Consider the following 21707-nt stretch of genomic DNA (forward strand, 5'->3'; position numbering starts at 1 on the left):
GTGACTCTTTAGTGAGGCATCATGTTGTAGTTGAGGTTCCACATGATCCACAGTGAGCCTACTACGACAATCAGGATGATGATGGCCGAGAAAACAATGGCTACCATGTTCCAGCCACCCTCAGATTTGCTGTCTAAGTGCAGGAAGTACACCAGGTGAACCAGCACCTGAATGACCGCACACACCAGAACAACACCGAGGATAGTACCGTGAGATGCACTGCCATCCATTACCATCCAGAACGGGATCGCCGTCAGAATGATAGAGAGGATGAAGCCGATCATGTAGGACTTCACGCTACCGTGTGAAGCGCCATGTTCGTTAACAGAATGACTCATTACATGGCTCCCATCAGGTAAACAACGGTGAAGACGCAAATCCAGACCACGTCCAGGAAGTGCCAGAACAGGCTCAGACACATGATACGGGTACGGTTAGTCGCGTTCAGGCCACGTTTGGAAATCTGGAACATCAGGACCAGCATCCAGATCAGACCGGAGGTCACGTGCAGACCGTGGGTACCGACCAGCGTAAAGAAGCCAGACAGGAAGCCACTGCGATCCGGACCAAAGCCTTCAGCAATCAGGTGATGGAATTCATAGATTTCCATCCCGATGAAGCCCAGACCGAACAGGAAGGTCAGCGCCAGCCAGCCGATAACGGCACCTTTTTGCTCCTTGTTCATGGAGATAACAGCCATGCCGTAAGTGATCGAACTCAACAGCAGCAGGGCGGTTTCTACCAGAACAAACGGCAGCTCAAAGATATCTTTACCTGCCGGGCCACCGGCAGTGTTGTTGACCATGACGGCATAGGTCGCAAACAGGGTTGCGAAGATAATGCAGTCACTCATCAGGTAGATCCAGAAGCCAAAGACTTTATTGGCTCCTGCATCGTGATGCCCATGCTCCGCATGGGCGTCGTGGTGATGTTTAATCAGAGTTTCAGTTGACATTATTTCAGACCTGCTTTGCTGATTTCGTCAAAGTGCTGGTTCTCAATCTTCTGAACTTCGGCAACCGGAACGTAGTAATCCACGTCTTCGTCGAAGCTCTTCACGATCCAGGTAACGATCATGCCGAGGAATGAAAGACCCGCCATCCACCAGATATGCCAGATCAGCGCAAAGCCCATCACAGTAGCGAATGCACAGATGACGATTGCCGCACCACTGTTTTTCGGCATATGAATCTCTTCATACGATGCCGGCTGCTTATACGCTTCGCCTTTCTCTTTCATTTCCCAGAACGCATCACGCTCGTGGACATGTGGGATCACAGCAAAGTTATAGAAGGGTGGTGGTGAAGAGGTTGCCCACTCCAGCGTACGACCGCCCCACGGGTCACCTGTCACATCACGGTTCTGGTCGCGGTCACGTACCGAGACGTAGAACATGGTCAGCTGACACAGGATACCCAGCGCAATCAGACCCGCACCAACCGCAGCAACCACCAGCAGAGGATGGAACTGTGGATCGATATCCTGGCTCAGACGACGGGTCATACCCATGAAGCCCAGTGCGTACAGCGGCATAAAGGCAACGAAGAAGCCAATGATCCAGAACCAGAATGCGCGCTTACCCCAGGTTTCGTTCAGGGTGAAGCCGAATGCTTTCGGGAACCAGTAGGTCACGCCCGCCATACAACCGAAGACTACACCACCGATGATTACGTTGTGGAAGTGTGCAATCAGGAACAGGCTGTTGTGCAGAATGAAGTCAGCGCCCGGAACGGCCAGCAGTACGCCGGTCATACCCCCTACAGAGAAGGTTACCAGGAAGCCAACGGTCCACAGCATGGCAGAGTGCATCTGAATGCGGCCCTGATACATGGTGAACAGCCAGTTAAAGATTTTAACCCCGGTCGGAATCGCGATGATCATCGTCATAATACCGAAGAAGGCGTTAACGTTGGCACCCGCACCCATGGTGAAGAAGTGGTGCAACCAGACGATGAACGACAGCACGGTAATGGCGATGGTCGCCCACACCAGTGAGGTATAACCAAACAGACGTTTTTTGGAGAAGGTCGCGGTAATTTCTGCGAACACACCAAACACCGGCAGTACCAGGATATACACTTCCGGATGGCCCCAGACCCAGATCAGGTTGACATACATCATCATGTTGCCGCCCATTTCATTGGTGAAGAAATGGAAGCCGAGATAACGATCAAGGGTCAACAGCGCCAGGGTCACGGTCAGAACCGGGAACGCAGCGATGATCAGGACGTTGGTGCACAGCGCAGTCCAGGTAAATACCGGCATTTTGAACAGGCTCATGCCCGGTGCGCGCATCTTCAGAATGGTCACAAAGAAGTTAATACCGGTCAAGGTCGTACCAATACCTGAAAGCTGAAGGCTCCAGATCCAGTAATCGACCCCGACGCCGGGACTATACTCCGCGCCGGAAAGCGGCGGATAAGCCAGCCAGCCGGTCTGTGCGAACTCGCCCACACCCAGAGACAGGTTAACCAGGATCACACCGACCGCGGTAAACCAGAAACTCAGGTTGTTCAGGAAGGGGAACGCAACGTCACGTGCACCAATCTGCAACGGAACGGCGATGTTCATCAGGCCAACCACGAAAGGCATCGCCACGAAGAAGATCATAATCACGCCGTGCGCGGTAAAGATCTGGTCGTAGTGGTGCGGTGGCAGGATGCCCGCTTCACCGGCCGAAGCCATCACCTGCTGAGTACGCATCATAATGGCATCAGCGAAACCACGAATCAGCATGACGAACGCCATGATGATATACATGATACCCAGACGTTTGTGGTCAACTGACGTCAGCCATTCAGACCACAGGTATTTCCACTTACCAAAATAGGTAAGCGCAGCGACCAGCGCAGCACCACCTATCAGGATAGCGGCAACCGTAACCATGATAATCGGCTCATGGTACGGCACTGCATCAAGTGTTAATTTTCCTAACATCGTATTATTCCTCGGCTCCCGCGGAAGCGGCGTGACTCATGTCCATACCTTCATGCTGTGGCATGTCCATTTTCCCGTGGCTCATCTTGAACTTGTCGATGACTTGCATGAACAGTTTCGGATCAGCTGAAGAGAAATATTCCACCGGATGATTTTCGCTTGGCACAGCCACTTTCTCGAAATCTTCCATGGTGGTCAGCGTGTTAGGGGCTGCTTTAACTTTAGCCACCCACTGCTGGAATTCCGCATCGTCTTTGGTTGCAATGGCTTTAAACTTCATGCCAGAGAAACCACGACCACTAAAGTTCGCAGAGATACCGTCGAACGTGCCTGGCTCATTCGCAATCAGATGCAGTTTGGTCTGCATACCCGCCATCGCATAAATCTGGCTGCCGAGCGTTGGAATGAAGAAAGAGTTCATGACGGAGTTAGAGGTGATTTTGAAGTTCACCGGAGTATTTGCCGGGAAGGCAATCTGGTTCACAGTCGCAATACCCTGTTCCGGGTAAATGAACAACCATTTCCAGTCCAGTGCAACCACATCGATCTCAACCGGTTTCACATCAGATTGCAGCGGTTTGCTGGGCTCCAGTGCGTGGGTTGATTTCCAGGTCAGTACGCTGAGGAAGAGAATGATCAGGATCGGAATGGTCCAGACCACGGCTTCCACTTTGTTAGAGTGTGACCAGTTAGGGCTGTACTTCGCATTCGTGTTGGACGCCCGATACTTCCAGGCAAACACCACGGCCATCAGGACTGCGGGAATCACGACGATCAACATCAGGCCAAAGGCAGTCAGTATCAGCGAACGTTGCTCCAGTGCAATCTGTCCTTTGGGATTTAACAATGCACTATCGCAGCCACTCATTAATAAAGTGCCTGCAATTAATGACAAAATCCCCAAACTTTTATTGTATTTACTGAGTCTCATTTAACGACCTCAATGACAAAGGGCTCTATTGTCGTTTAAGTGTGCGCGCATTTTACGGGAAGGTTTATGCAGTGTAAACCAGCTTAAGGATGTGTCAGATACGTGTTGACACCTTTTGCTAAGGGTGTCACAGATGTTGCGCCAGGTGACAAATAATTAACGCAGACAAGCAGTTGGCATCAATATAACAAAAACCAATGGAAGTAACCGTAAAAAAATCAGGGAAAGGAATAACCCTTACTTTTAACTCCCAAATATTTAACAAGTCTGCATCATTTGCGCGATGAAATTTAACTAAAGTAATTGCTAACCGGTTTTTAGTATTTCCGCTACGCCTCCTCAGGATCTATTCTTATTTTTTAAAAATAACACGCGATGATAAATGACGGCGACTTATCCGGATGTCAAAAAATAAGCCGCACCCCGTTAACCTATCGATTTCACTTAAGCATCTGACGCGGGCAACACCGGCGTTCTCTTCAGTGCCCGATAGTCCAGCAAGACCCCGGCAAACACCGCCAGCAGGGAGAGGCTCATGCCCAGCTCAAACAGGCGGGTCAGCAGCGGTGCCAGCGCAGTCAGCCCCAGTGCATTCAGTGCCAGCACGACCAGCCAGAGAGCCAGCACGCCGCAGCCAGCTGCAAACAGACGATTAGTCCAGCGATAGCCATGAGGATAGTAGCTACGTGTGAGGAAATTGCCACTCTGCTCGACCTGATTCAATGTTTGCCGGCAAAAAGCCAGCAGCACCAGGCCTGGCAGACCCGCCATCACCGTGAAAGCATAGAATGTCGGCCAGCCCCAGAGTTCCACCAGCCAGCCCGCCGCCGGGCCGACATAGACCCGGCCGACTGCGGAGAGCGCCGATAACAGGGCAAACTGGGTGGCTGAGAACGACTTATTGCACAGCGTCATTAATAATGCGACAAAGGCCGCGGTGCCCATGCCGCCGCAGAGGTTTTCGACAAAGACTGCACTGGCCATGCTCCACAACTGTTTGTCGGTCACTGCCAGCAGCCAGTAACCAAAGTTCGAGACAGCCTGCAGCAGACCGAAAATCATTAGCGCCCGGAACAGGCTCAGACGCTGCATCAGTACGCCGCCATAAAGCGCGCCGATAATGGTCGCCAGCAGACCCAGCGTCTTATTGACCAGGCCGACGTCACCGGCATTGAACCCGACGCCGCGGATCAGAAAGGTAGTCGTCAGTGAGGCGGCAAAGGCATCGCCCAGCTTGTAGAGAATAATCAGCGTAATGAGTAGCCAGGCGTTGTTGCGCTGAAAGAAATCCTTGAGCGGATCGACAACTGCCTGTCGCAGTGAATGCGGGGTGGAAGTCCGTGTGTCCGGCTCGCTCGCCATCAGTGTGGCGATAATGCCCGGCACCATCATCAGCGCCATCAACCAGTAGGTCGCCTGCCAGCCCAGATAACGGTCAGCCAGCCACAAGGCCAGCCCGCCTGAAATCAGCATCGCCAGCCGATAGCCCAGCACGGTAATGGCTGCGCCGCTGCCGCGCTCTTCAGGTGGCAGAATATCCGTTTTCCAGGCGTCAAAAACGATGTCCTGGGAGGCGGAGCAGAAAGCGATCAGCACTGCCAGCGCCGCCATCAGGGTCAGATCACGTTCTGGCTGCAGAAATCCCATCGCGACAATCCCGCCTGCCAGCGCCAGCTGACTCAGCAGTAACCAGCCGCGACGCCGGCCCAGAAACGGCGGCGTATAGCGGTCCATCATCGGCGACCAGAGAAATTTAAAGACATAGGCCTGGCCGACCAGTGAAAAGAAGCCGATGGTTTTCAGATCAACATTTTCCACCGTCATCCACGCCTGCAACGTGCCCGAAGTCAGTGCCAGCGGCAGTCCGGAAGCAAAACCAAGTAGCAGTAGTACGGCGGCATTTTTCTGGCTGAAGAGGCGAAGATAGTGGTTCATGCGGATCCTGCAGATAACAAAAAGCCCTGCACGAGGCAGGGCAGAGGTGAGACGATATTAACGGGCGTTCTGCTTGATGAAGTCGTTAACGCTGGTGTCCTGTGCCATATCCGCGATCACATCGCTCATGGTGGCGTTCACCGCGTCAGTAATCTTCTGGTTATTGGCGTTGAATGCGCCTTCTACGCTGTAAGTCTGGCGGTAGTTTTTAACCTGCTTGTTGCCATTTTTCGCGGTCGCAATAATAGAGATGTCCGCTTTGGTAGTGATGCTGTAGCGCACATTGCCCTGCGTCACGTCAGCGTAGAGATTGTTAACCACAATCTGCAGATCGACCGCGCCATCAGGACCAATCATATAACCACGTGCGGTCATCTGCTTCTCCAGCACTTCCTGCAGCAGGAAACGGAGATCGCGCGAAGGCGTCAGGGTCACTAACTGACCATCACGGTTAACTTTTGCCAGCGCCTGATCTTTACGCTGGTCGGCACCGTTGATGCTCACGGTCACGCCCATCAGGCCGGGATCCTGCTGCGGCAGCTGAATTTTAGGCTGGATAGTGAGGGTATTATTGCTGGTTGCACAGCCGGCTAAAATGAACGCAGCCAACAGTGGGAATAACAGTTTTTTCAACATACTTTTTCTCGTTGGTGTCAGGGGGTTGGTTTGCAAAAACTGCGGCCATCATAGCATTGCCCGGCAGTGAAAAAAGCCCTGTTGCGGGTGAAATTGTCTCTGAAACCGTTTTAAGCCCCTTCTCTGACAGGCAGGTTTGCTGATGGTTTCGACTGCGTTATGATGCACACCAGAAGCGGGCTGACATAAAATGCAATATTTAGCGTCCGCCGGCGGGTAAGCGCACTAAAAGCGACTAAGATTGAATGAGATGGGGCACCGCGCTCGCCATTGAGGAGTAATAGCCATGATCCGCGAACAAATAGAAGAAAAGCTGCGTGTGGCGTTTCAGCCAGCTCATCTGGAAGTGCATGACGAAAGTTACCGGCACAACGTGCCTGCCGGATCGGAAAGTCACTTCAAAGTGGTGATTGTCAGCGACTGCTTTGCAGGCCAGCGCTTCCTGGCGCGTCATCGTCTGATTTATAGCGAACTGGCGGCTGAATTAGCGGGCAGTGTCCATGCCTTAGCCCTGCATACTTACACCCTGAAAGAGTGGGAAGGGTTGCAGGATACCGTTCTGGCTTCGCCTAACTGTCGTGGTGCCGGAAGTCTCGCCTGATCTCCCTCCTCTGAAACGGCCTGCTGGCCGTTTTTTCTGTGATTTAGCGAAAAACGCGATCCCTGGCTCAAAAAAGCAGCAAACCTGCTGAAAAGTGGTGAGTTAGCGTCCTCGACTCATTCCAGCGATGCCGCTATAATGCTGCGTCTATTTTTCCGGAATGTCTTCGGGACGCTTCTGGTAACAGGGATCAGGTTCTCTTCACGGAAGCCGTCCCGGTTGTTGGATACGGCGCATTTCACTATGTGTGGTGTCTGAAGTTGACCGAGCACGTGATTTTTTGAGGTAACAAGATGCAAGTTTCTGTAGAGACCACTCAGGGCCTGGGCCGTCGCATTACGATTACTGTTGCAGCTGACAGCATCGAAAGCGCAGTAAAAAAAGAACTGGTTGACGTTGCCAGGAAAGTTCGCATCGATGGTTTCCGTAAAGGCAAAGTGCCGATGAACATCGTGGCGCAGCGTTACGGCGCTTCTGTCCGTCAGGACGTGCTGGGCGAGCTGATGACGCGCAACTTTGTTGACGCCATCATCAAAGAAAAAATTAATCCGGCTGGCGCACCAAACTATGTGCCGGGCGAATACAAAGAAGGCCAGGATTTCACCTACGCGGTTGAATTCGAAGTCTATCCGGAAGTTGAGCTGAAAGGCCTGGAAAACATCGAAGTCGAAAAACCTGTCGTTGAAGTAACTGATGCTGATGTTGATGCCATGCTGGATACTCTGCGCAAGCAGCAGGCCAACTGGATCGAAAGCGACGCAGCTGCAGGCCCGGAAGATCGTGCAACTATCGATTTCAACGGTTCTGTTGACGGTGAAGAGTTCGAAGGCGGCAAAGCCACTGATTTCGTTCTGGCCATGGGCCAGGGCCGCATGATCCCAGGCTTTGAAGAAGGCGTTGTGGGTCACAAAGCGGGCGAAACGTTCACTATCGACGTGAAATTCCCGGACGACTACCACGCAGAAACCCTGAAAGGGAAAGATGCGAAGTTCGAGATCGTGCTGAAGAAAGTTGAAACGCGTGAGCTGCCAGAGCTGACTGAAGAGTTCATCAAACGTTTCGGCGTTGAAGATGGTTCAGTAGCCGGTCTGCGCACTGAAGTGCGTAAGAACATGGATCGCGAGCTGAAAGGCGCTATCCGTAACCGCATCAAAACTCAGGCGATCGACGGCCTGGTTGAAGCGAACGAAATCGACGTGCCAGCTGCGCTGGTTGACAGCGAAATCGATGTTCTGCGTCGTCAGGCTGCACAGCGTTTCGGTGGCAACGAACAGCAGGCGCTGGAACTGCCACGCGAACTGTTTGAAGAGCAGGCTAAACGCCGTGTTGTTGTCGGTCTGCTGCTGGGCGAAGTGATTCGTACCCACGAGCTGAAAGCTGACGAAGCGCGCGTGAACACCATGATCGAAGAGATGGCTTCTGCGTATGAAGATCCGAAAGAAGTCATCGAGTTCTACAGCAAGAATAACGAGCTGATGAACAATATGCGCAACGTCGCGCTGGAAGAGCAAGCGGTTGAAGCGGTCCTGGCGAAAGCTAAAGTGACCGAGAAAGAGACCAACTTCCAGGATCTGATGAATCAGACCGCTCAGGCCTGATCACGCAGTTAACCGTCTGTGCTAAGCCCGTGACTGAAAAGTCGCGGGCTTTTTTGTATTTTGCGTACAGAACGCGACTCTTCGCCGCTATTTGCTTAATTAATCGGCAAATTATTCACGCATCGCTTTTTCCGGGTTAGCGAACAGGGAAAAGATTGTTATGCTTGAAACATGCGTGCAGCATCCCCAGATAGTGGGAGTATGCAGAAATGAGAGTGAGGCTGGCTGATTAACCGTCCTGAAGGTGTCGGAAAAGGTGCGACGTGGAGTTTCCCGAGCGTCTTACGTAGAATCGGTACAGAATGTTGCCAATGAAATTTATCCAGGAGACGGTAATGTCATACAGTGGCGATCGTGAATATACTGCACCGCACAATGCGCTGGTGCCAATGGTGGTTGAACAAACTTCGCGTGGTGAGCGTTCTTACGACATCTACTCCCGTCTGCTGAAAGAGCGCGTCATTTTTCTGACCGGTCAGGTTGAAGACCACATGGCTAATCTGATCGTGGCGCAGATGCTGTTTCTGGAAGCTGAGAACCCGGAAAAAGATATCTATCTCTACATCAACTCGCCAGGCGGTGTGATCACGGCCGGTATGTCGATTTACGACACCATGAAATTTATCAAACCGGATGTCAGCACCATCTGTATGGGACAGGCCTGTTCAATGGGAGCGTTTCTGCTGACAGCGGGCACTAAAGGGAAGCGTTTCTGTCTGCCAAACTCGCGCGTGATGATCCACCAGCCGCTGGGCGGCTATCAGGGCCAGGCGTCAGACATTGAAATCCATGCGCGTGAAATCCTTAATGTTAAACAGCGCATGAATGAGCTGATGGCTGAGCATACCGGTAAAACGCTGGAAGAAATTGAGCGTGATACCGAGCGTGATCGTTTCCTCTCTGCAAATGAAGCGGTAGAGTATGGATTAGTCGATTCAATTCTGACGCATCGCCAATAAGACCCCGACTTACCGTTGTCACTGGTCTATAGTTAACAGGACAACGGTACTATTTATGGGTTGAATGAATTTCGGCCGTCCCTGTACGGCCTGAGCCGTACGCGGGTATGGCCTGAGAACAAGAAGAGGTTAACTGATGACAGATAAGCGCAAAGACGGTTCAGGAAAGTTGCTGTACTGCTCTTTTTGCGGCAAAAGCCAGCATGAAGTGCGTAAGCTGATTGCCGGGCCGTCAGTGTATATCTGCGATGAGTGTGTTGACCTGTGCAACGACATCATTCGCGAAGAGATTAAAGAAGTTGCCCCGCATCGTGAACGCAGTGCGTTGCCAACCCCACATGAAATTCGCCATCACCTCGATGATTATGTTATCGGTCAGGAAAGAGCGAAGAAAGTGCTGGCGGTTGCGGTTTACAACCACTACAAGCGTTTGCGTAACGGTGATACCAGCAATGGCATCGAACTGGGCAAAAGTAACATTCTGCTGATTGGCCCGACCGGTAGTGGTAAAACGCTGCTGGCAGAAACGCTGGCGCGCCTGCTGGATGTGCCATTCACTATGGCTGACGCCACCACGCTGACTGAAGCCGGTTACGTGGGTGAAGACGTTGAAAACATCATCCAGAAACTGCTGCAGAAATGTGATTACGACGTACAGAAAGCACAGCGCGGCATCGTTTATATCGATGAAATCGATAAAATCTCACGCAAGTCTGATAACCCGTCGATTACCCGTGACGTGTCAGGCGAAGGTGTACAGCAGGCTCTGCTTAAACTGATTGAAGGCACCGTGGCTGCCGTTCCGCCGCAGGGTGGACGTAAGCATCCGCAACAGGAATTCTTGCAGGTTGATACCTCGAAAATTCTGTTTATCTGCGGCGGCGCATTCGCCGGCCTGGACAAAGTGATCTCCCAGCGCGTGGAAACCGGATCTGGTATTGGTTTTGGTGCCACCGTGAAAGGGAAGTCACAGAAAGCCAGCGAAGGTGAACTGCTTTCACAGTGTGAACCTGAAGATTTGATCAAGTTTGGTCTGATCCCTGAGTTCATCGGTCGTCTGCCTGTGGTCGCGACCCTGAGCGAGCTGAGTGAAGAAGCGCTGATTCAGATTCTGCGTGAGCCGAAAAACGCTCTGACCAAACAGTACCAGGCGCTGTTTAACCTGGAAGGGGTTGAACTGGAGTTCCGTGACGAGGCATTAACCGCTATCGCGAAGAAAGCGATGTCACGTAAAACCGGTGCTCGTGGTCTGCGTTCTATTGTTGAAGGTGCGCTGCTGGAAACCATGTATGACCTGCCTTCCATGGATGACGTGGAAAAAGTAGTGATTGATGAATCAGTTATTGAAGATCAGTCTGAGCCCATGTTGATCTACGGCAAGCATGAAGCGCAGGCATCTGGCGAATAATTAAACAGATCGTCCATGTTGTTCAATTAAAAAAGGGGAAAATGTTTCCCCTTTTGCTTTTCTCGCCTCTGTGACGTTGAATGTCGGACAATCATCCCCATATACTCAGATACCTGTGGGTTTAACTGCATACCTGCCTGATGCGGTTCCCATCACCTGGCGGACATTAAACAAAGAGAGAGCTCTATGAATCCTGAGCGTTCTGAACGCATTGAAATCCCCGTGTTGCCGCTGCGCGACGTGGTGGTTTATCCGCACATGGTAATTCCGTTGTTTGTTGGCCGGGAAAAATCAATTCGGTGCCTTGAAGCCGCAATGGATCATGATAAAAAAATCATGCTGGTCGCACAGAAAGAGGCTTCAACGGATGAACCTGGCATTAACGATCTCTTTTCAGTAGGGACCGTTGCATCAGTATTGCAAATGCTGAAACTGCCGGATGGCACTGTCAAAGTCCTGGTAGAAGGTTTACAGCGCGCCCATATTACGACGCTGGCCGACAACGGTGACCATTTTGTTGCACAAGCTGAATATCTGGTTTCGCCAGAGATTGAAGAGCGCGAGCAGGAAGTGCTGGTGCGTACGGCGATCAATCAGTTTGAAGGCTACATCAAACTCAATAAAAAGATCCCACCCGAGGTTTTAACCTCACTGAATAACATTGACGATGCGGCCCGCCTTGCTGACACCGTTGCAGCGCATATGCCACTGAAACTGGCAGACAAACAGTCTGTGCTGGAGATGTCCGACGTTAATGAGCGTCTGGAATATCTGATGGCGATGATGGAATCTGAAATCGATCTGCTGCAGGTTGAGAAGCGCATTCGCAACCGTGTTAAGAAGCAGATGGAGAAGAGCCAGCGCGAGTATTATCTGAATGAGCAGATGAAGGCGATTCAGAAAGAGCTCGGTGAGATGGACGACGCGCCTGACGAGTACGAAGCGTTAAAACGCAAAATCGACGCGGCAAAAATGCCGGAAGAAGCGCGTGAAAAAGCAGAAGCTGAGCTACAGAAGCTGAAAATGATGTCCCCGATGTCCGCTGAAGCGACCGTGGTTCGCGGCTACATCGACTGGATGGTGCAGGTTCCGTGGAACGCGCGCAGTAAAGTGAAGAAAGATCTGCGTAAAGCGCAGGAGACGCTGGACACTGACCATTACGGCCTGGAGCGCGTGAAGGATCGTATTCTTGAGTATCTTGCGGTTCAGAGTCGTGTCAGCAAAATCAAAGGGCCGATTCTGTGCCTGGTCGGACCGCCAGGGGTAGGTAAAACGTCCCTCGGTCAGTCGATCGCCAAAGCGACCGGACGTAAATATGTGCGTATGGCGCTGGGTGGCGTGCGTGATGAAGCGGAAATCCGTGGTCACCGTCGTACTTACATCGGCTCTATGCCGGGTAAACTCATCCAGAAAATGGCGAAAGTCGGGGTTAAGAACCCGCTGTTCCTGCTGGATGAGATCGACAAAATGTCTTCGGACATGCGCGGCGATCCTGCTTCAGCGCTGCTGGAAGTGCTTGATCCTGAGCAGAACATTGCGTTCAACGACCACTATCTGGAAGTCGACTATGACCTCTCTGATGTCATGTTCGTGGCAACGTCGAACTCAATGAACATCCCGGCACCGCTGCTGGACCGTATGGAAGTGATTCGTCTGTCGGGTTATACCGAAGATGAGAAACTGAACATCGCTAAGCAGCATCTGCTGACCAAGCAGATTGAGCGCAACGCGCTGAAAGCCAGTGAAATTACGGTTGAAGACAGCGCGATTGTCGGCATTATCCGTTACTACACCCGTGAAGCTGGCGTGCGTAGTCTTGAGCGTGAGCTGTCGAAATTGTGCCGTAAAGCGGTGAAATCACTGCTGATGGACAAGACGAAAAAGCACATCACCATCAACGGTGAAAACCTCAAGGACTTCCTGGGCGTACAGCGCTTCGACTACGGCCGTGCTGACAGTGAAAACCGTGTGGGTCAGGTCACTGGCCTGGCGTGGACGGAAGTGGGCGGCGATCTGCTGACCATCGAAACTGCGTGTGTACCGGGTAAAGGCAAGCTGACTTACACCGGCTCCCTGGGTGAAGTGATGCAGGAGTCGATTCAGGCTGCGCTGACCGTGGTGCGTGCCCGTGCCGAGAAACTGGGCATTAATGGTGACTTCTACGAAAAACGTGATATTCACGTTCACGTGCCAGAAGGCGCCACACCGAAAGATGGCCCGAGTGCCGGTATCGCAATGTGTACCGCGCTGGTCTCTTGTCTGACCGGTAACCCGGTGCGTGCGGATGTCGCTATGACCGGTGAAATCACCCTGCGTGGTCAGGTTCTGCCGATTGGCGGTCTGAAAGAGAAACTGCTGGCAGCACACCGTGGTGGCATTAAAACCGTGCTGATCCCGGACGACAACAAGCGTGATCTGGAAGAGATTCCACAGAACGTGATTGCCGATCTGGAGATCCATCCGGTGAAACGCATTGAAGAGGTGCTGAATCTGGCACTGGAAAATGCGCCTTACGGCATGCAGGTCGCAACAGCAAAATAGTGATTAACGGCATAAACCGTTAAAAAGCGGAGCTGGCAAGGCAATTGGCGCTTGCCAGCTTTTTTTTGTGCCGCTAATTTAGGTGGCTGTCGATGCGACGTTCTCAGAGAAATTCCGTTGTTTCGGCTCCACAGGCTTGATATAACTTGCTGCGCGTTCGTACCCGGCCGGAAGCCCGGTACGATGTGAAATAATAAAAGAGGGGATGAAGAGAGTGAATAAGTCACAATTGATCGACAAAATTGCTGCCGATGCTGATATTTCTAAAGCTGCAGCAGGACGTGTTTTAGATGCATTTATGGGCTCAGTTTCAGATGCGCTGAAAGAGGGTGATGAAGTGGCTCTGGTGGGTTTCGGCACATTCTCTGTGCGTGACCGCGCTGCACGTACCGGCCGCAATCCGCAAACCGGTAAAGAAATCACCATCCCGGCTGGTAAAGTACCGGGTTTCCGTGCTGGTAAAGCATTGAAAGACGCTGTCAATTAATAACAACGAATAGATTCATTGACGCATTTTCTTCAGTGGATTAGAGGACGATTAACCCGTTCTCATGTAACATACGGGCACATCAATGAGATGTGCCTTTTTTGTTTTAACCGGTGAGAATCGGGTCGTAAGATGGACCTGGACCGTATTGAGACTGCCAGCCAAGCCAGCAGTTACGTGAGTCGCCAGCCAGTGGCGAGTTGCGACCGAGCTTTACATTCACACTACAGCGGAGCGTTGCCATACCATGATGGACAATTTACGCGCGGCGTCGAACCATGTCGTGCTCAAGATTATTCTGGGACTGATTATCGTCTCTTTTGTGCTGACAGGCGTTGGCAACTATCTGATTGGCGGCAATAACGACTATGCGGCCAAAGTTAACGGTCAGGAGATTAGCCGGGGACAGCTGGAGCAGGCTTTCAACAGTGAACGCAGTCGTCAGCAGCAGATGCTGGGTGACCAGTTCTCGCAGCTGGCCAGCAACGATGGCTTCATGCAGCAGATGCGTCAGCAGGCACTGTCTCAGTTAATCGACCAGGCACTGCTCGACAGCTACATCAAAGATCTCCACCTCAGCATCAGTGACGATCAGGTTAAGCAGGCTATCTTCAATCAGCAGGCTTTCCAGACCAACGGCAAATTCGATAATGCTAAATATCTGGCGCTGATCGGCAACATGGGTTTCAGTGCCGACCAGTATGCTGAAGCGCTGCGTAAGCAACTCTCCAATCAGCAGCTGATCAATGCTGTGGCCAACACAGACTTCACGCTGAAAGGCGAAGCCAGCAAACTGGTGGATCTGGTTTCACAGCAACGTGATATTCGTCAGGCGACGCTGGACGTCAATGCCCTGATGGCGAAACAAACCGTCACCGACGACGAAATCAGTCAGTATTATCAGCAGCATAAAACCAGCTTTATGGCACCGGAGCAGTTCCGTGTCAGCTACATCCTGATGGATGCTGCCAGCATGCAGCAGGATGCCAGCGAAGCGGATATTCAGGCCTGGTACGACCAGCATAAAGCGGACTATTCGCAGCCACAGCGTACGCGCTACAGCGTCATTCAGACCAAAACTGAAGCCGATGCCAATGCGGTACTGGCTCAGCTGAAGGGTGGCGCTAACTTCGCGGATGTGGCGAAAGCCAAATCCATCGACCCAATCTCTGCGCGTAAGGGCGGTGATATGGGCTGGCTGGAACCGTCAACGACCCCTGATGAGCTGAAAAATGCCGGTCTGACGGAGAAAGGCCAGATGTCAGGCGTGATTAAATCTTCAGTGGGCTTCCTGGTGGTTCGTCTCGACGATATTCAGCCAGAGCAGGTTAAGCCACTGGATGACGTTCGCAGCGCTGTTGCCGCGAAAGTGAAGCAGGAGAAGGGCGTTGATGCCTTCTACAAACTGCAGCAGAAAGTCAGTGAAGCGGCCAGCAATGACAATGAGTCACTGGCGGGTGCTGAGCAGGCTTCGGGTCTGAAAGCGAAAGAGACCGGCTGGTTCAGTCAGGACACGCTGCCAGACGCGCTTAACTTTGATGCTGTGAAGCAGGCAATCTTTAACGGCGGTCTGGTGGGTCAGAACGGTGCGCCGGGCAACAACTCCGACATTATTACCGTCGACGGCGATCGTGCCTTTGTGCTGCGTATCAGCGAGCACAAACCGGAAGCGGTAAAACCGCTGGAGCAGGTTAAGGCGCAGATTACGGATACGCTTAAGCATGACAAAGCGACACAGCAGGCGAAAGCACAGGCCGATAAACTGCTGACCGATCTCAAAGCGGGCAAGCTGGAAGCACTGACTGCAGCAGGCCTGACGCTGAGCGCCAGCAAAACCGTTGACCGCAATGCGCAGGATCCGGTGGCACAGGCCGCCTTTAATCTGCCTCAGCCTGCTGATAATAAGCCTTCATGGGGTGTCAGCGAAGATATGCAGGGTAATGTGGTGCTGGTGGCGGTAGATAAAGTTAAAACCGGCAGCATGCCACAGGCGCAGATTGACGAAATGGTTAAGGGCGTCACGCAGAACAATGCGCAGCTGACGTTTGAAGCCTTACTGCAAAACCTCCGTAAAGAGGCGAAAATCAAGTACGGCGCTGCCGCACAAATGCAGTAAGCCTCGCAAAAGCTACGCAACGACTGTAACAATCAAAGGCCGCATTCGCGGCCTTTTCCATTTCTGAAATCCCGCTTTTGAGCCTTGTGCGGTGTAGTGCCACTCTGTCACTGCTGTTTACACACAAGGAGAAACACAGCATGGCTAAACATAAACTTGTTGCCTTTTATCTCTCACTCGCACTGGGCGGTACACTCTGTCACGGCAGCGTCTCTGCGGCACCTGAACCTGCCAGTCCGGCTGTGTCGCAGAACGCACATCCTGCACCGAAGCCGGAGACAGCCGCGCAGCTGCAGCCAAAGCAGGAACATGTCAGCATCAATGAAGCGACAGCGGAACAGCTCTCTGCTGCTATGAATGGTGTGGGGCTGAAGAAAGCGCAGGCGATTGTGAACTATCGCGAACAGTACGGACCCTTTAGCGCGATTCAGCAACTCAGTGAAGTACCGGGTATCGGTAACGCGCTGATAGAGCGAAATGCGTCCCGGCTGAAATTGTGAGGCAGTACACATCTGTGATGCTTAACCCACGCTAATCAGGTGACTCTGCTAAAGTGAACAGGTCCAACCAGTTAACTTACAGTAGCAGGAGAGCATGATCATGCAGACCACCATAAAAGTGCGTGGCTATCATCTGGATGTCTATCAGCACGTCAACAATGCGCGCTATCTTGAGTTTCTTGAGGAGGCGCGCTGGCAATGGCTGGAAGAGGTTGAAGCGTTCCACTGGTTGCTGGAACAGAAACTGGCTTTTGTGGTGGTCAATATCAACATTAACTACCGTCGCCCGGCCGTGCTGGGCGACGTACTGGCTATCGACAGTGAGATTACGCAGTTAAATGGCAAAAGCGGCATTATTGCCCAGCGGGTGTTGCTGGCAGGTCAGGAGACCGTGGTGGCGGATGCCGCACTCACGTTTGTCTGTATTGATTTGCGGACCCAAAAGGCGGTTGCGCTGGAAGGGGAGTTACGTGAGCGGCTGATGCGTCTGATGGCATGAGCTGATAAAAAGCGGCAAACCTGACTGCTTTGCCGCCATGTCATACCGTCTTAGTTAAGGCCGCTTTTAGCTTTCATGGCAGACATTACGCCCGCCCGATCGCTGAGATAACCCTGCAGGCCATTGGCCCGTAAATGACAGGCAGCACACTCACCACATCCGTCGCCTTTTACGCCGTTATAGCAGGTCAGCGTCTGCTCGCGTACCAGCGAAAGTTGCTGCCAGTAATCTGCCAGCGCCCAGGTTTCCGCTTTATTGAGCCACATCAGCGGCGTCTCAAAACGCACCTCGCGAGCCATGCCAAGCGACACCGCATGGTTCAGCGCTTTGACAAACTCATCGCGGCAGTCGGGATAGCCGGAAAAATCGGTTTCGCAGACGCCGGTGATGACCGCTTCCGCTTCGACCTGATACGCGTAAACTGAGGCCAGCGTCAGAAAGAGAATATTGCGTCCTGGTACAAACGTACTGGGTAATCCACTGGCCTCAGGATTATAAGCCGGCACCGGAATGTTATCCCGCGTCAGGCTGCTGACAGCGAGTTCGTTCAGCATGGTCACGTCCAGCACTTTATGTGCGCGCGCACCCAGTGTCATCGCCAGATCGCGGGCGACATCGATCTCTTCCCGGTGGCGTTGTCCATAGTCGAAAGTGACACAGTGAACTTCATCATAAAGCTGTACAGCCTGAATCAGGCAGGTAGTGGAGTCTTGTCCACCGCTGAAAACTACAACCGCGCGTTTCATGGTGTTTCCCTGATAATTAATTTTGCGCTTATGGTAATGCCTCAGTCCGCTGCTGAACAGCTGCAAGGCGGATCAATGGGCGGTGGAATCCATGCGCGGCTGAAATCAAACCAGCCCAGCGTGTTCAGTTCAATCCCTTCTACGGCAGGGGGCGCATAAATCTGGTAGCGATAATTGAACAGAGGCAGCAGGATGCCGTCCCTCATCAGTTGATGATAAAGCTGCTGTAGCGCACGGGTACGGCTGTCGCTATCTGCTATCTGCTGGATAGCCAGCAGTTGCGCCTGGACTTCTTCGCCATGCGGTGTAGACCACAGCCGACGCCATAGCGGGTCAATCTGTAACCAGCTCGCCAGTGTGAAGATCGGCGCATCGCCAATCAGCCGATCGCCCATCACGATATCCGCCTCATCAGGCGGGTCGATATGATGCCAGCTTTTCACCGGGTGAAAAACGACGTTCAGAGTACAACCGTGCTGTTTTAACAGGGCGACCAGTGCCTGTGACATCTGATGCAGCTCAACCGGCAGCTGATAATGCAGTGTCAGGGTGGTGGGCAAGGGGACCGGAACATTATCAATCAGCGGCACTTCCCAGCCAGGTAACAGCTCTTTGCTGGGGGTAATTAATCCCTCATCCAGTGGTAATCGGCTGACGATGCCGCTTTGCTGAATCAGCTGGAAAAGCGTGCGCGCCTGATCAGGGGTAAATCCGGCTCGCGGCCGACAGACCAGATAACAGAAGCCGAGACTGATGCTACTGCTGACCGGCTTCAATGTCCTGAGTTCTGCGGCATCCCCTATCGCAATCTGCACCGGATGACGACAGCTGCTGCCGAGAGCGGGATCAAACAGCTGAGGAGTAATCCAGTACTCCACCGCCTGCAGCAGAGGACGCTGCAGATGCCAGCGCGCATGGCTTTCAATCCTCACCAGCTCAGCGCTGAAATGCCTCAGTTTCCACGGCCCGCTGCCTGTCTTCATATCAGCGGGATGGGGCAGCAGACACAAAAGATGGGCAAGTCGGTGAGGCAACCAGAAATCAGGTCGTCGCAGGGTAAACCGCAGCGCCAGCGGGTGAGGCGCATCCACGCTGACCACATCGGCAAGCAATATCCTGACACGCGTATCCCGCAACAGCTGGCGGAACTGCGTCACCAGTTGTGCGGCCTGCACCGGCTCGTCGTTATGCCACATCAGCTGAGGCCGTAACCAGAATAACCAGCTACATGACGCCTCATCGTGCTGCCAGTGATGCGCCAGGTCGCCGACCGGCGCATCCTGCTCAAAACGGGTCAGACCGGAATAGATCTGACGAACCAGGTGCTGTTCAGCCCGTCCGGTAATCTGGCGCGGCTCGGTGCTCTCCATCGGACGATAGTAGGGGATACGCAGAACCGGCGTGTCGTTCTGCCATTGTCCACCCATTAACGGCCGCAGCATATTGATCAGCCTTTCCGGCGGCAGATCCAGCAGCTGTAAGGCATCCGCCGCATCTCCGGCATCAAGCTGTTTTTGCAACAACTGCTGCCGTAACTGTTCAGGCGTGCGCAGAAACACTAACTGACCCTGTTTGCCACGGCCCGGCTCGCCGTGCCAGCTAAGCCAGCCAGCGTGCTGCCACTGTGACAGTAACGTGCGCAGATGACGCTCGCTGCAGATGCAGTGGCGCGCCATCTCTGCCACGCAGGTCTGCTGAGGGATGCCCTGGCTTTGCTGCCACAGGCGCTGAAACTGATTAAGGCGGTTAAGCTGACGCATCGTAAACCCGGAACAGTTTTTTAAAAGTATTCACTATTAGTTCCGCGATTAACAGGCAATAGTAAGCTCATCTTTTCAGCATGAGGGTAACCATAATGCGTTTAGCCGCATTCGATATGGATGGCACATTATTGCTGCCGGATCATCAGCTGGGTCAGCAGACGCTGGATAGCCTGCAGGCGTTGCATCTGCGTGGCGTAAATCTGGCGCTGGTGACGGGCCGCCATCTGCTGGAGATGCAGATTCTGAGGGAGAAATTAATGCTGCCTGCGTGGCTGATTACCGGGAACGGCACTCGTGTACACGACAGGCAGGGCAATCTGATCTTTGCGCGTGATCTGCCCTCTGCGGTAGCCGAAGAGGTCATCCATCGCCACTGGGAAACATCCGCGTCGATCCACATTTTCAACGATCAGGGGTGGTTTACCGATCGCCCCCAGCCTGAGCTGCTGGTGGCCCATCAGATGAGCGGGTTTAGCTATCAGCTGTGCGATTTGAAAAGGCTTCCCGCGCATCAGGTAACAAAAATCTGCTTTATCGATCAGCATCAGCATCTGTGCCAGCTGAAAACGGAACTGGGTGCGGCGCTGGGTGAGCAGGCGAATATCTGCTTCTCTGCGGTGGACTGTCTGGAAGTGTTGCCCGCCAGTTGCAACAAAGGCAGCGCGCTGGCGCTGTTGTGCGACCATCTGTCACTGACGCTGGCGGAGTGCATGGCGTTCGGGGATGCAATGAATGACAGAGAAATGCTGTCGCAAGTTGGGCGGGGCTTCATCATGGGCAATGCGATGGCGCAACTGAAAGCTGCGCTACCGCATCTGCCGGTATTAGGGCATTGCGAGACACAGGCGGTGTCTCACTATTTAAATCACTGGCTGGCAACACCCGACCTCGCGTATTCCCCCGAATGCTGAGGATTGCCGTGAACCGGACTGGATGTCCGGTTTTTTATTCGAGTTCGCACTGCCACGGCGTGATATCGCCAATATGTTTTGCCACCCATTCCGGCTGATAGTAGCTATCGGGATAACGTTCGCCACTGTCGCACAGCAGTGTCACCAGGGATCCCTGCTGATTTGCTGCCCGTAAGCGTTTCGCCACCTGCATCATGCCCCAGAAATTGGTGCCCGTAGAGGCGCCCGGTTTGCGTCCCAGGATCTTTTCCAGCTTCAGCATGGCGGCCAACGTCGCACCATCCGGTACTTTGATCATTTCATCAATCACGTCAGGCATAAATGACGGCTCTACGCGCGGACGGCCAATTCCCTCGATCATGCTGCCGCGCGTGCTGGTCAGTGTTGCATCACGCTGTTGCCAGTAATCGAAAAACACGGAATGCTGGGGATCCACCACCAGCAGTTTCGTTTCCAGGCCCTGATAACGAATATAGCGGCCCAGCGTCGCCGAGGTGCCGCCAGTGCCCGCGCTCATAATCACCGTATGCGGAATCGGATAGGGTTCATGCTGCATCTGACGGAAAATGCTCTCAGCAATATTGTTATTACCGCGCCAGTCAGTAGCGCGTTCAGCGTAGGTAAACTGATCCATAAAATGGCCATTCAGCTCACGTGCCAGCCGTTCAGATTCTGCGTAAAGCTGGCAGGGATCCTCGACAAAATGGCACTGTCCACCATAAAAGGTGATCTGCTCAATTTTACGTTTCGCCGTGCTGGCGGGCATCACCGCAATAAAGGGCAGACCAAGCAGCCTTGCGAAGTACGCCTCTGAAACGGCCGTGCTGCCTGACGAGGCTTCGATAATCGGCGTATTCTCTTTAATCCAGCCGTTGGAGAGACCGTAGAGAAACAGGGATCGTGCCAGCCGATGTTTAAGACTGCCACTGGGATGGGTGCTCTCATCTTTCAGATAGAACCAGATGCCGGGAAAATCCGCCAGATCGAAACGGATCAAATGGGTTTCAGCCGATCGTTGAAAATCAGCGTTAATTTCGTTGATAGCGTGGCGAATCCAGCAGGTCTGCATTTCAGGCATCCGGTAAAGAAGTGATGCGGCCATTTTATGGCACGTGCAGGAAAAAGAGATTGCAAAAATA

General features: G+C 52.9%; 19 protein-coding genes. 10 read left to right on the forward strand and 9 right to left on the reverse strand.

The window, feature by feature from the left end; genetic code table 11:
• Positions 1–8 precede the first annotated feature (8 nt).
• From N1689_RS00660 to N1689_RS00685, 6 genes are all read right to left on the reverse strand, one after another.
• Positions 9–338 (reverse strand): cytochrome o ubiquinol oxidase subunit IV, encoded by a 330-nt coding sequence (locus N1689_RS00660; protein WP_008924889.1) that lies wholly within the window; start codon positions 336–338, stop codon positions 9–11.
• On the reverse strand, positions 338–955 hold the full coding sequence (locus N1689_RS00665) for a cytochrome o ubiquinol oxidase subunit III (RefSeq protein WP_009091720.1): 618 nt from the start codon (positions 953–955) through the stop codon (positions 338–340). The genes N1689_RS00660 and N1689_RS00665 overlap by 1 nt, the downstream gene beginning before the upstream one ends.
• Positions 955–2937: a cytochrome o ubiquinol oxidase subunit I gene (gene cyoB / locus N1689_RS00670; RefSeq protein WP_013356988.1), complete on the reverse strand. Its 1983-nt coding sequence runs from the start codon at positions 2935–2937 to the stop codon at positions 955–957. The genes N1689_RS00665 and cyoB overlap by 1 nt, the downstream gene beginning before the upstream one ends.
• Positions 2938–2941: 4 nt before the next feature.
• Positions 2942–3868, reverse strand: a complete 927-nt coding sequence (gene cyoA, locus N1689_RS00675) for a cytochrome o ubiquinol oxidase subunit II (RefSeq protein ID WP_150037820.1) — start codon at positions 3866–3868, stop codon at positions 2942–2944.
• Between the two features lie 444 nt (positions 3869–4312).
• Complete coding sequence (gene ampG, locus N1689_RS00680; RefSeq protein ID WP_253421214.1) at positions 4313–5803, reverse strand: muropeptide MFS transporter AmpG; 1491 nt, start codon at positions 5801–5803, stop codon at positions 4313–4315.
• Between the two features lie 57 nt (positions 5804–5860).
• A complete protein-coding gene (locus N1689_RS00685; RefSeq protein ID WP_161736019.1) occupies positions 5861–6439 on the reverse strand; it encodes a lipoprotein in 579 nt (192 codons plus the stop codon).
• Positions 6440–6725: 286 nt separating this feature from the next.
• Between N1689_RS00685 and bolA the strand changes: the two genes are divergently transcribed.
• The 9 genes from bolA to N1689_RS00730 all read left to right on the forward strand — a co-directional run bounded on the left by bolA (position 6726) and on the right by N1689_RS00730 (position 17148).
• Positions 6726–7040, forward strand: a complete 315-nt coding sequence (gene bolA, locus N1689_RS00690; RefSeq protein WP_033731761.1) for a transcriptional regulator BolA — start codon at positions 6726–6728, stop codon at positions 7038–7040.
• 293 nt (positions 7041–7333) lie between these two features.
• Positions 7334–8638, forward strand: coding sequence for a trigger factor (tig, locus tag N1689_RS00695; protein ID WP_161736020.1), 1305 nt, complete (start codon positions 7334–7336; stop codon positions 8636–8638).
• A 335-nt stretch (positions 8639–8973) separates the two neighbouring features.
• Entirely contained in the window at positions 8974–9597 is a 624-nt protein-coding gene (clpP, locus tag N1689_RS00700; RefSeq protein WP_260057625.1) for an ATP-dependent Clp endopeptidase proteolytic subunit ClpP, read from the forward strand.
• A gap of 136 nt (positions 9598–9733) precedes the next feature.
• Entirely contained in the window at positions 9734–11005 is a 1272-nt protein-coding gene (clpX, locus tag N1689_RS00705) for an ATP-dependent protease ATP-binding subunit ClpX (RefSeq protein WP_260057627.1), read from the forward strand.
• Between the two features lie 186 nt (positions 11006–11191).
• Complete coding sequence (gene lon / locus N1689_RS00710; RefSeq protein WP_003850493.1) at positions 11192–13546, forward strand: endopeptidase La; 2355 nt, start codon at positions 11192–11194, stop codon at positions 13544–13546.
• A gap of 214 nt (positions 13547–13760) precedes the next feature.
• Positions 13761–14033: a nucleoid-associated protein HU-beta gene (gene hupB / locus N1689_RS00715; RefSeq protein WP_033731763.1), complete on the forward strand. Its 273-nt coding sequence runs from the start codon at positions 13761–13763 to the stop codon at positions 14031–14033.
• Between the two features lie 247 nt (positions 14034–14280).
• Entirely contained in the window at positions 14281–16149 is a 1869-nt protein-coding gene (gene ppiD / locus N1689_RS00720; RefSeq protein WP_260057630.1) for a peptidylprolyl isomerase, read from the forward strand.
• Positions 16150–16289: 140 nt separating this feature from the next.
• Complete coding sequence (locus N1689_RS00725) at positions 16290–16649, forward strand: helix-hairpin-helix domain-containing protein (protein WP_260057631.1); 360 nt, start codon at positions 16290–16292, stop codon at positions 16647–16649.
• A gap of 100 nt (positions 16650–16749) precedes the next feature.
• Positions 16750–17148 (forward strand): YbgC/FadM family acyl-CoA thioesterase, encoded by a 399-nt coding sequence (locus N1689_RS00730; protein ID WP_150013161.1) that lies wholly within the window; start codon positions 16750–16752, stop codon positions 17146–17148.
• A gap of 50 nt (positions 17149–17198) precedes the next feature.
• Here N1689_RS00730 and queC read toward each other — a convergent pair whose 3' ends face one another.
• Together queC and N1689_RS00740 are read right to left on the reverse strand one after the other, a co-directional pair.
• Entirely contained in the window at positions 17199–17894 is a 696-nt protein-coding gene (gene queC / locus N1689_RS00735; RefSeq protein WP_161736024.1) for a 7-cyano-7-deazaguanine synthase QueC, read from the reverse strand.
• Positions 17895–17935: 41 nt separating this feature from the next.
• Positions 17936–19654, reverse strand: a complete 1719-nt coding sequence (locus N1689_RS00740; RefSeq protein WP_260057633.1) for an SgrR family transcriptional regulator — start codon at positions 19652–19654, stop codon at positions 17936–17938.
• Between the two features lie 92 nt (positions 19655–19746).
• Here N1689_RS00740 and cof point away from each other — a divergent pair, with 92 nt between their 5' ends.
• The gene (cof, locus tag N1689_RS00745) at positions 19747–20568 is read left to right on the forward strand and encodes an HMP-PP phosphatase (RefSeq protein ID WP_260057688.1); all 822 of its coding nucleotides are present in this window, start codon (positions 19747–19749) and stop codon (positions 20566–20568) included.
• A gap of 34 nt (positions 20569–20602) precedes the next feature.
• Here cof and N1689_RS00750 read toward each other — a convergent pair whose 3' ends face one another.
• Positions 20603–21637 carry a PLP-dependent cysteine synthase family protein gene (locus N1689_RS00750; protein WP_161736026.1) on the reverse strand — a complete coding sequence of 345 codons (1035 nt, stop codon included), beginning with the start codon at positions 21635–21637 and terminating at the stop codon, positions 20603–20605.
• Positions 21638–21707: the final 70 nt, after the last annotated feature.

It is taken from the genome of Pantoea sp. XY16, assembly GCF_025153065.1.
Lineage (GTDB): Bacteria > Pseudomonadota > Gammaproteobacteria > Enterobacterales > Enterobacteriaceae > Pantoea > Pantoea alfalfae.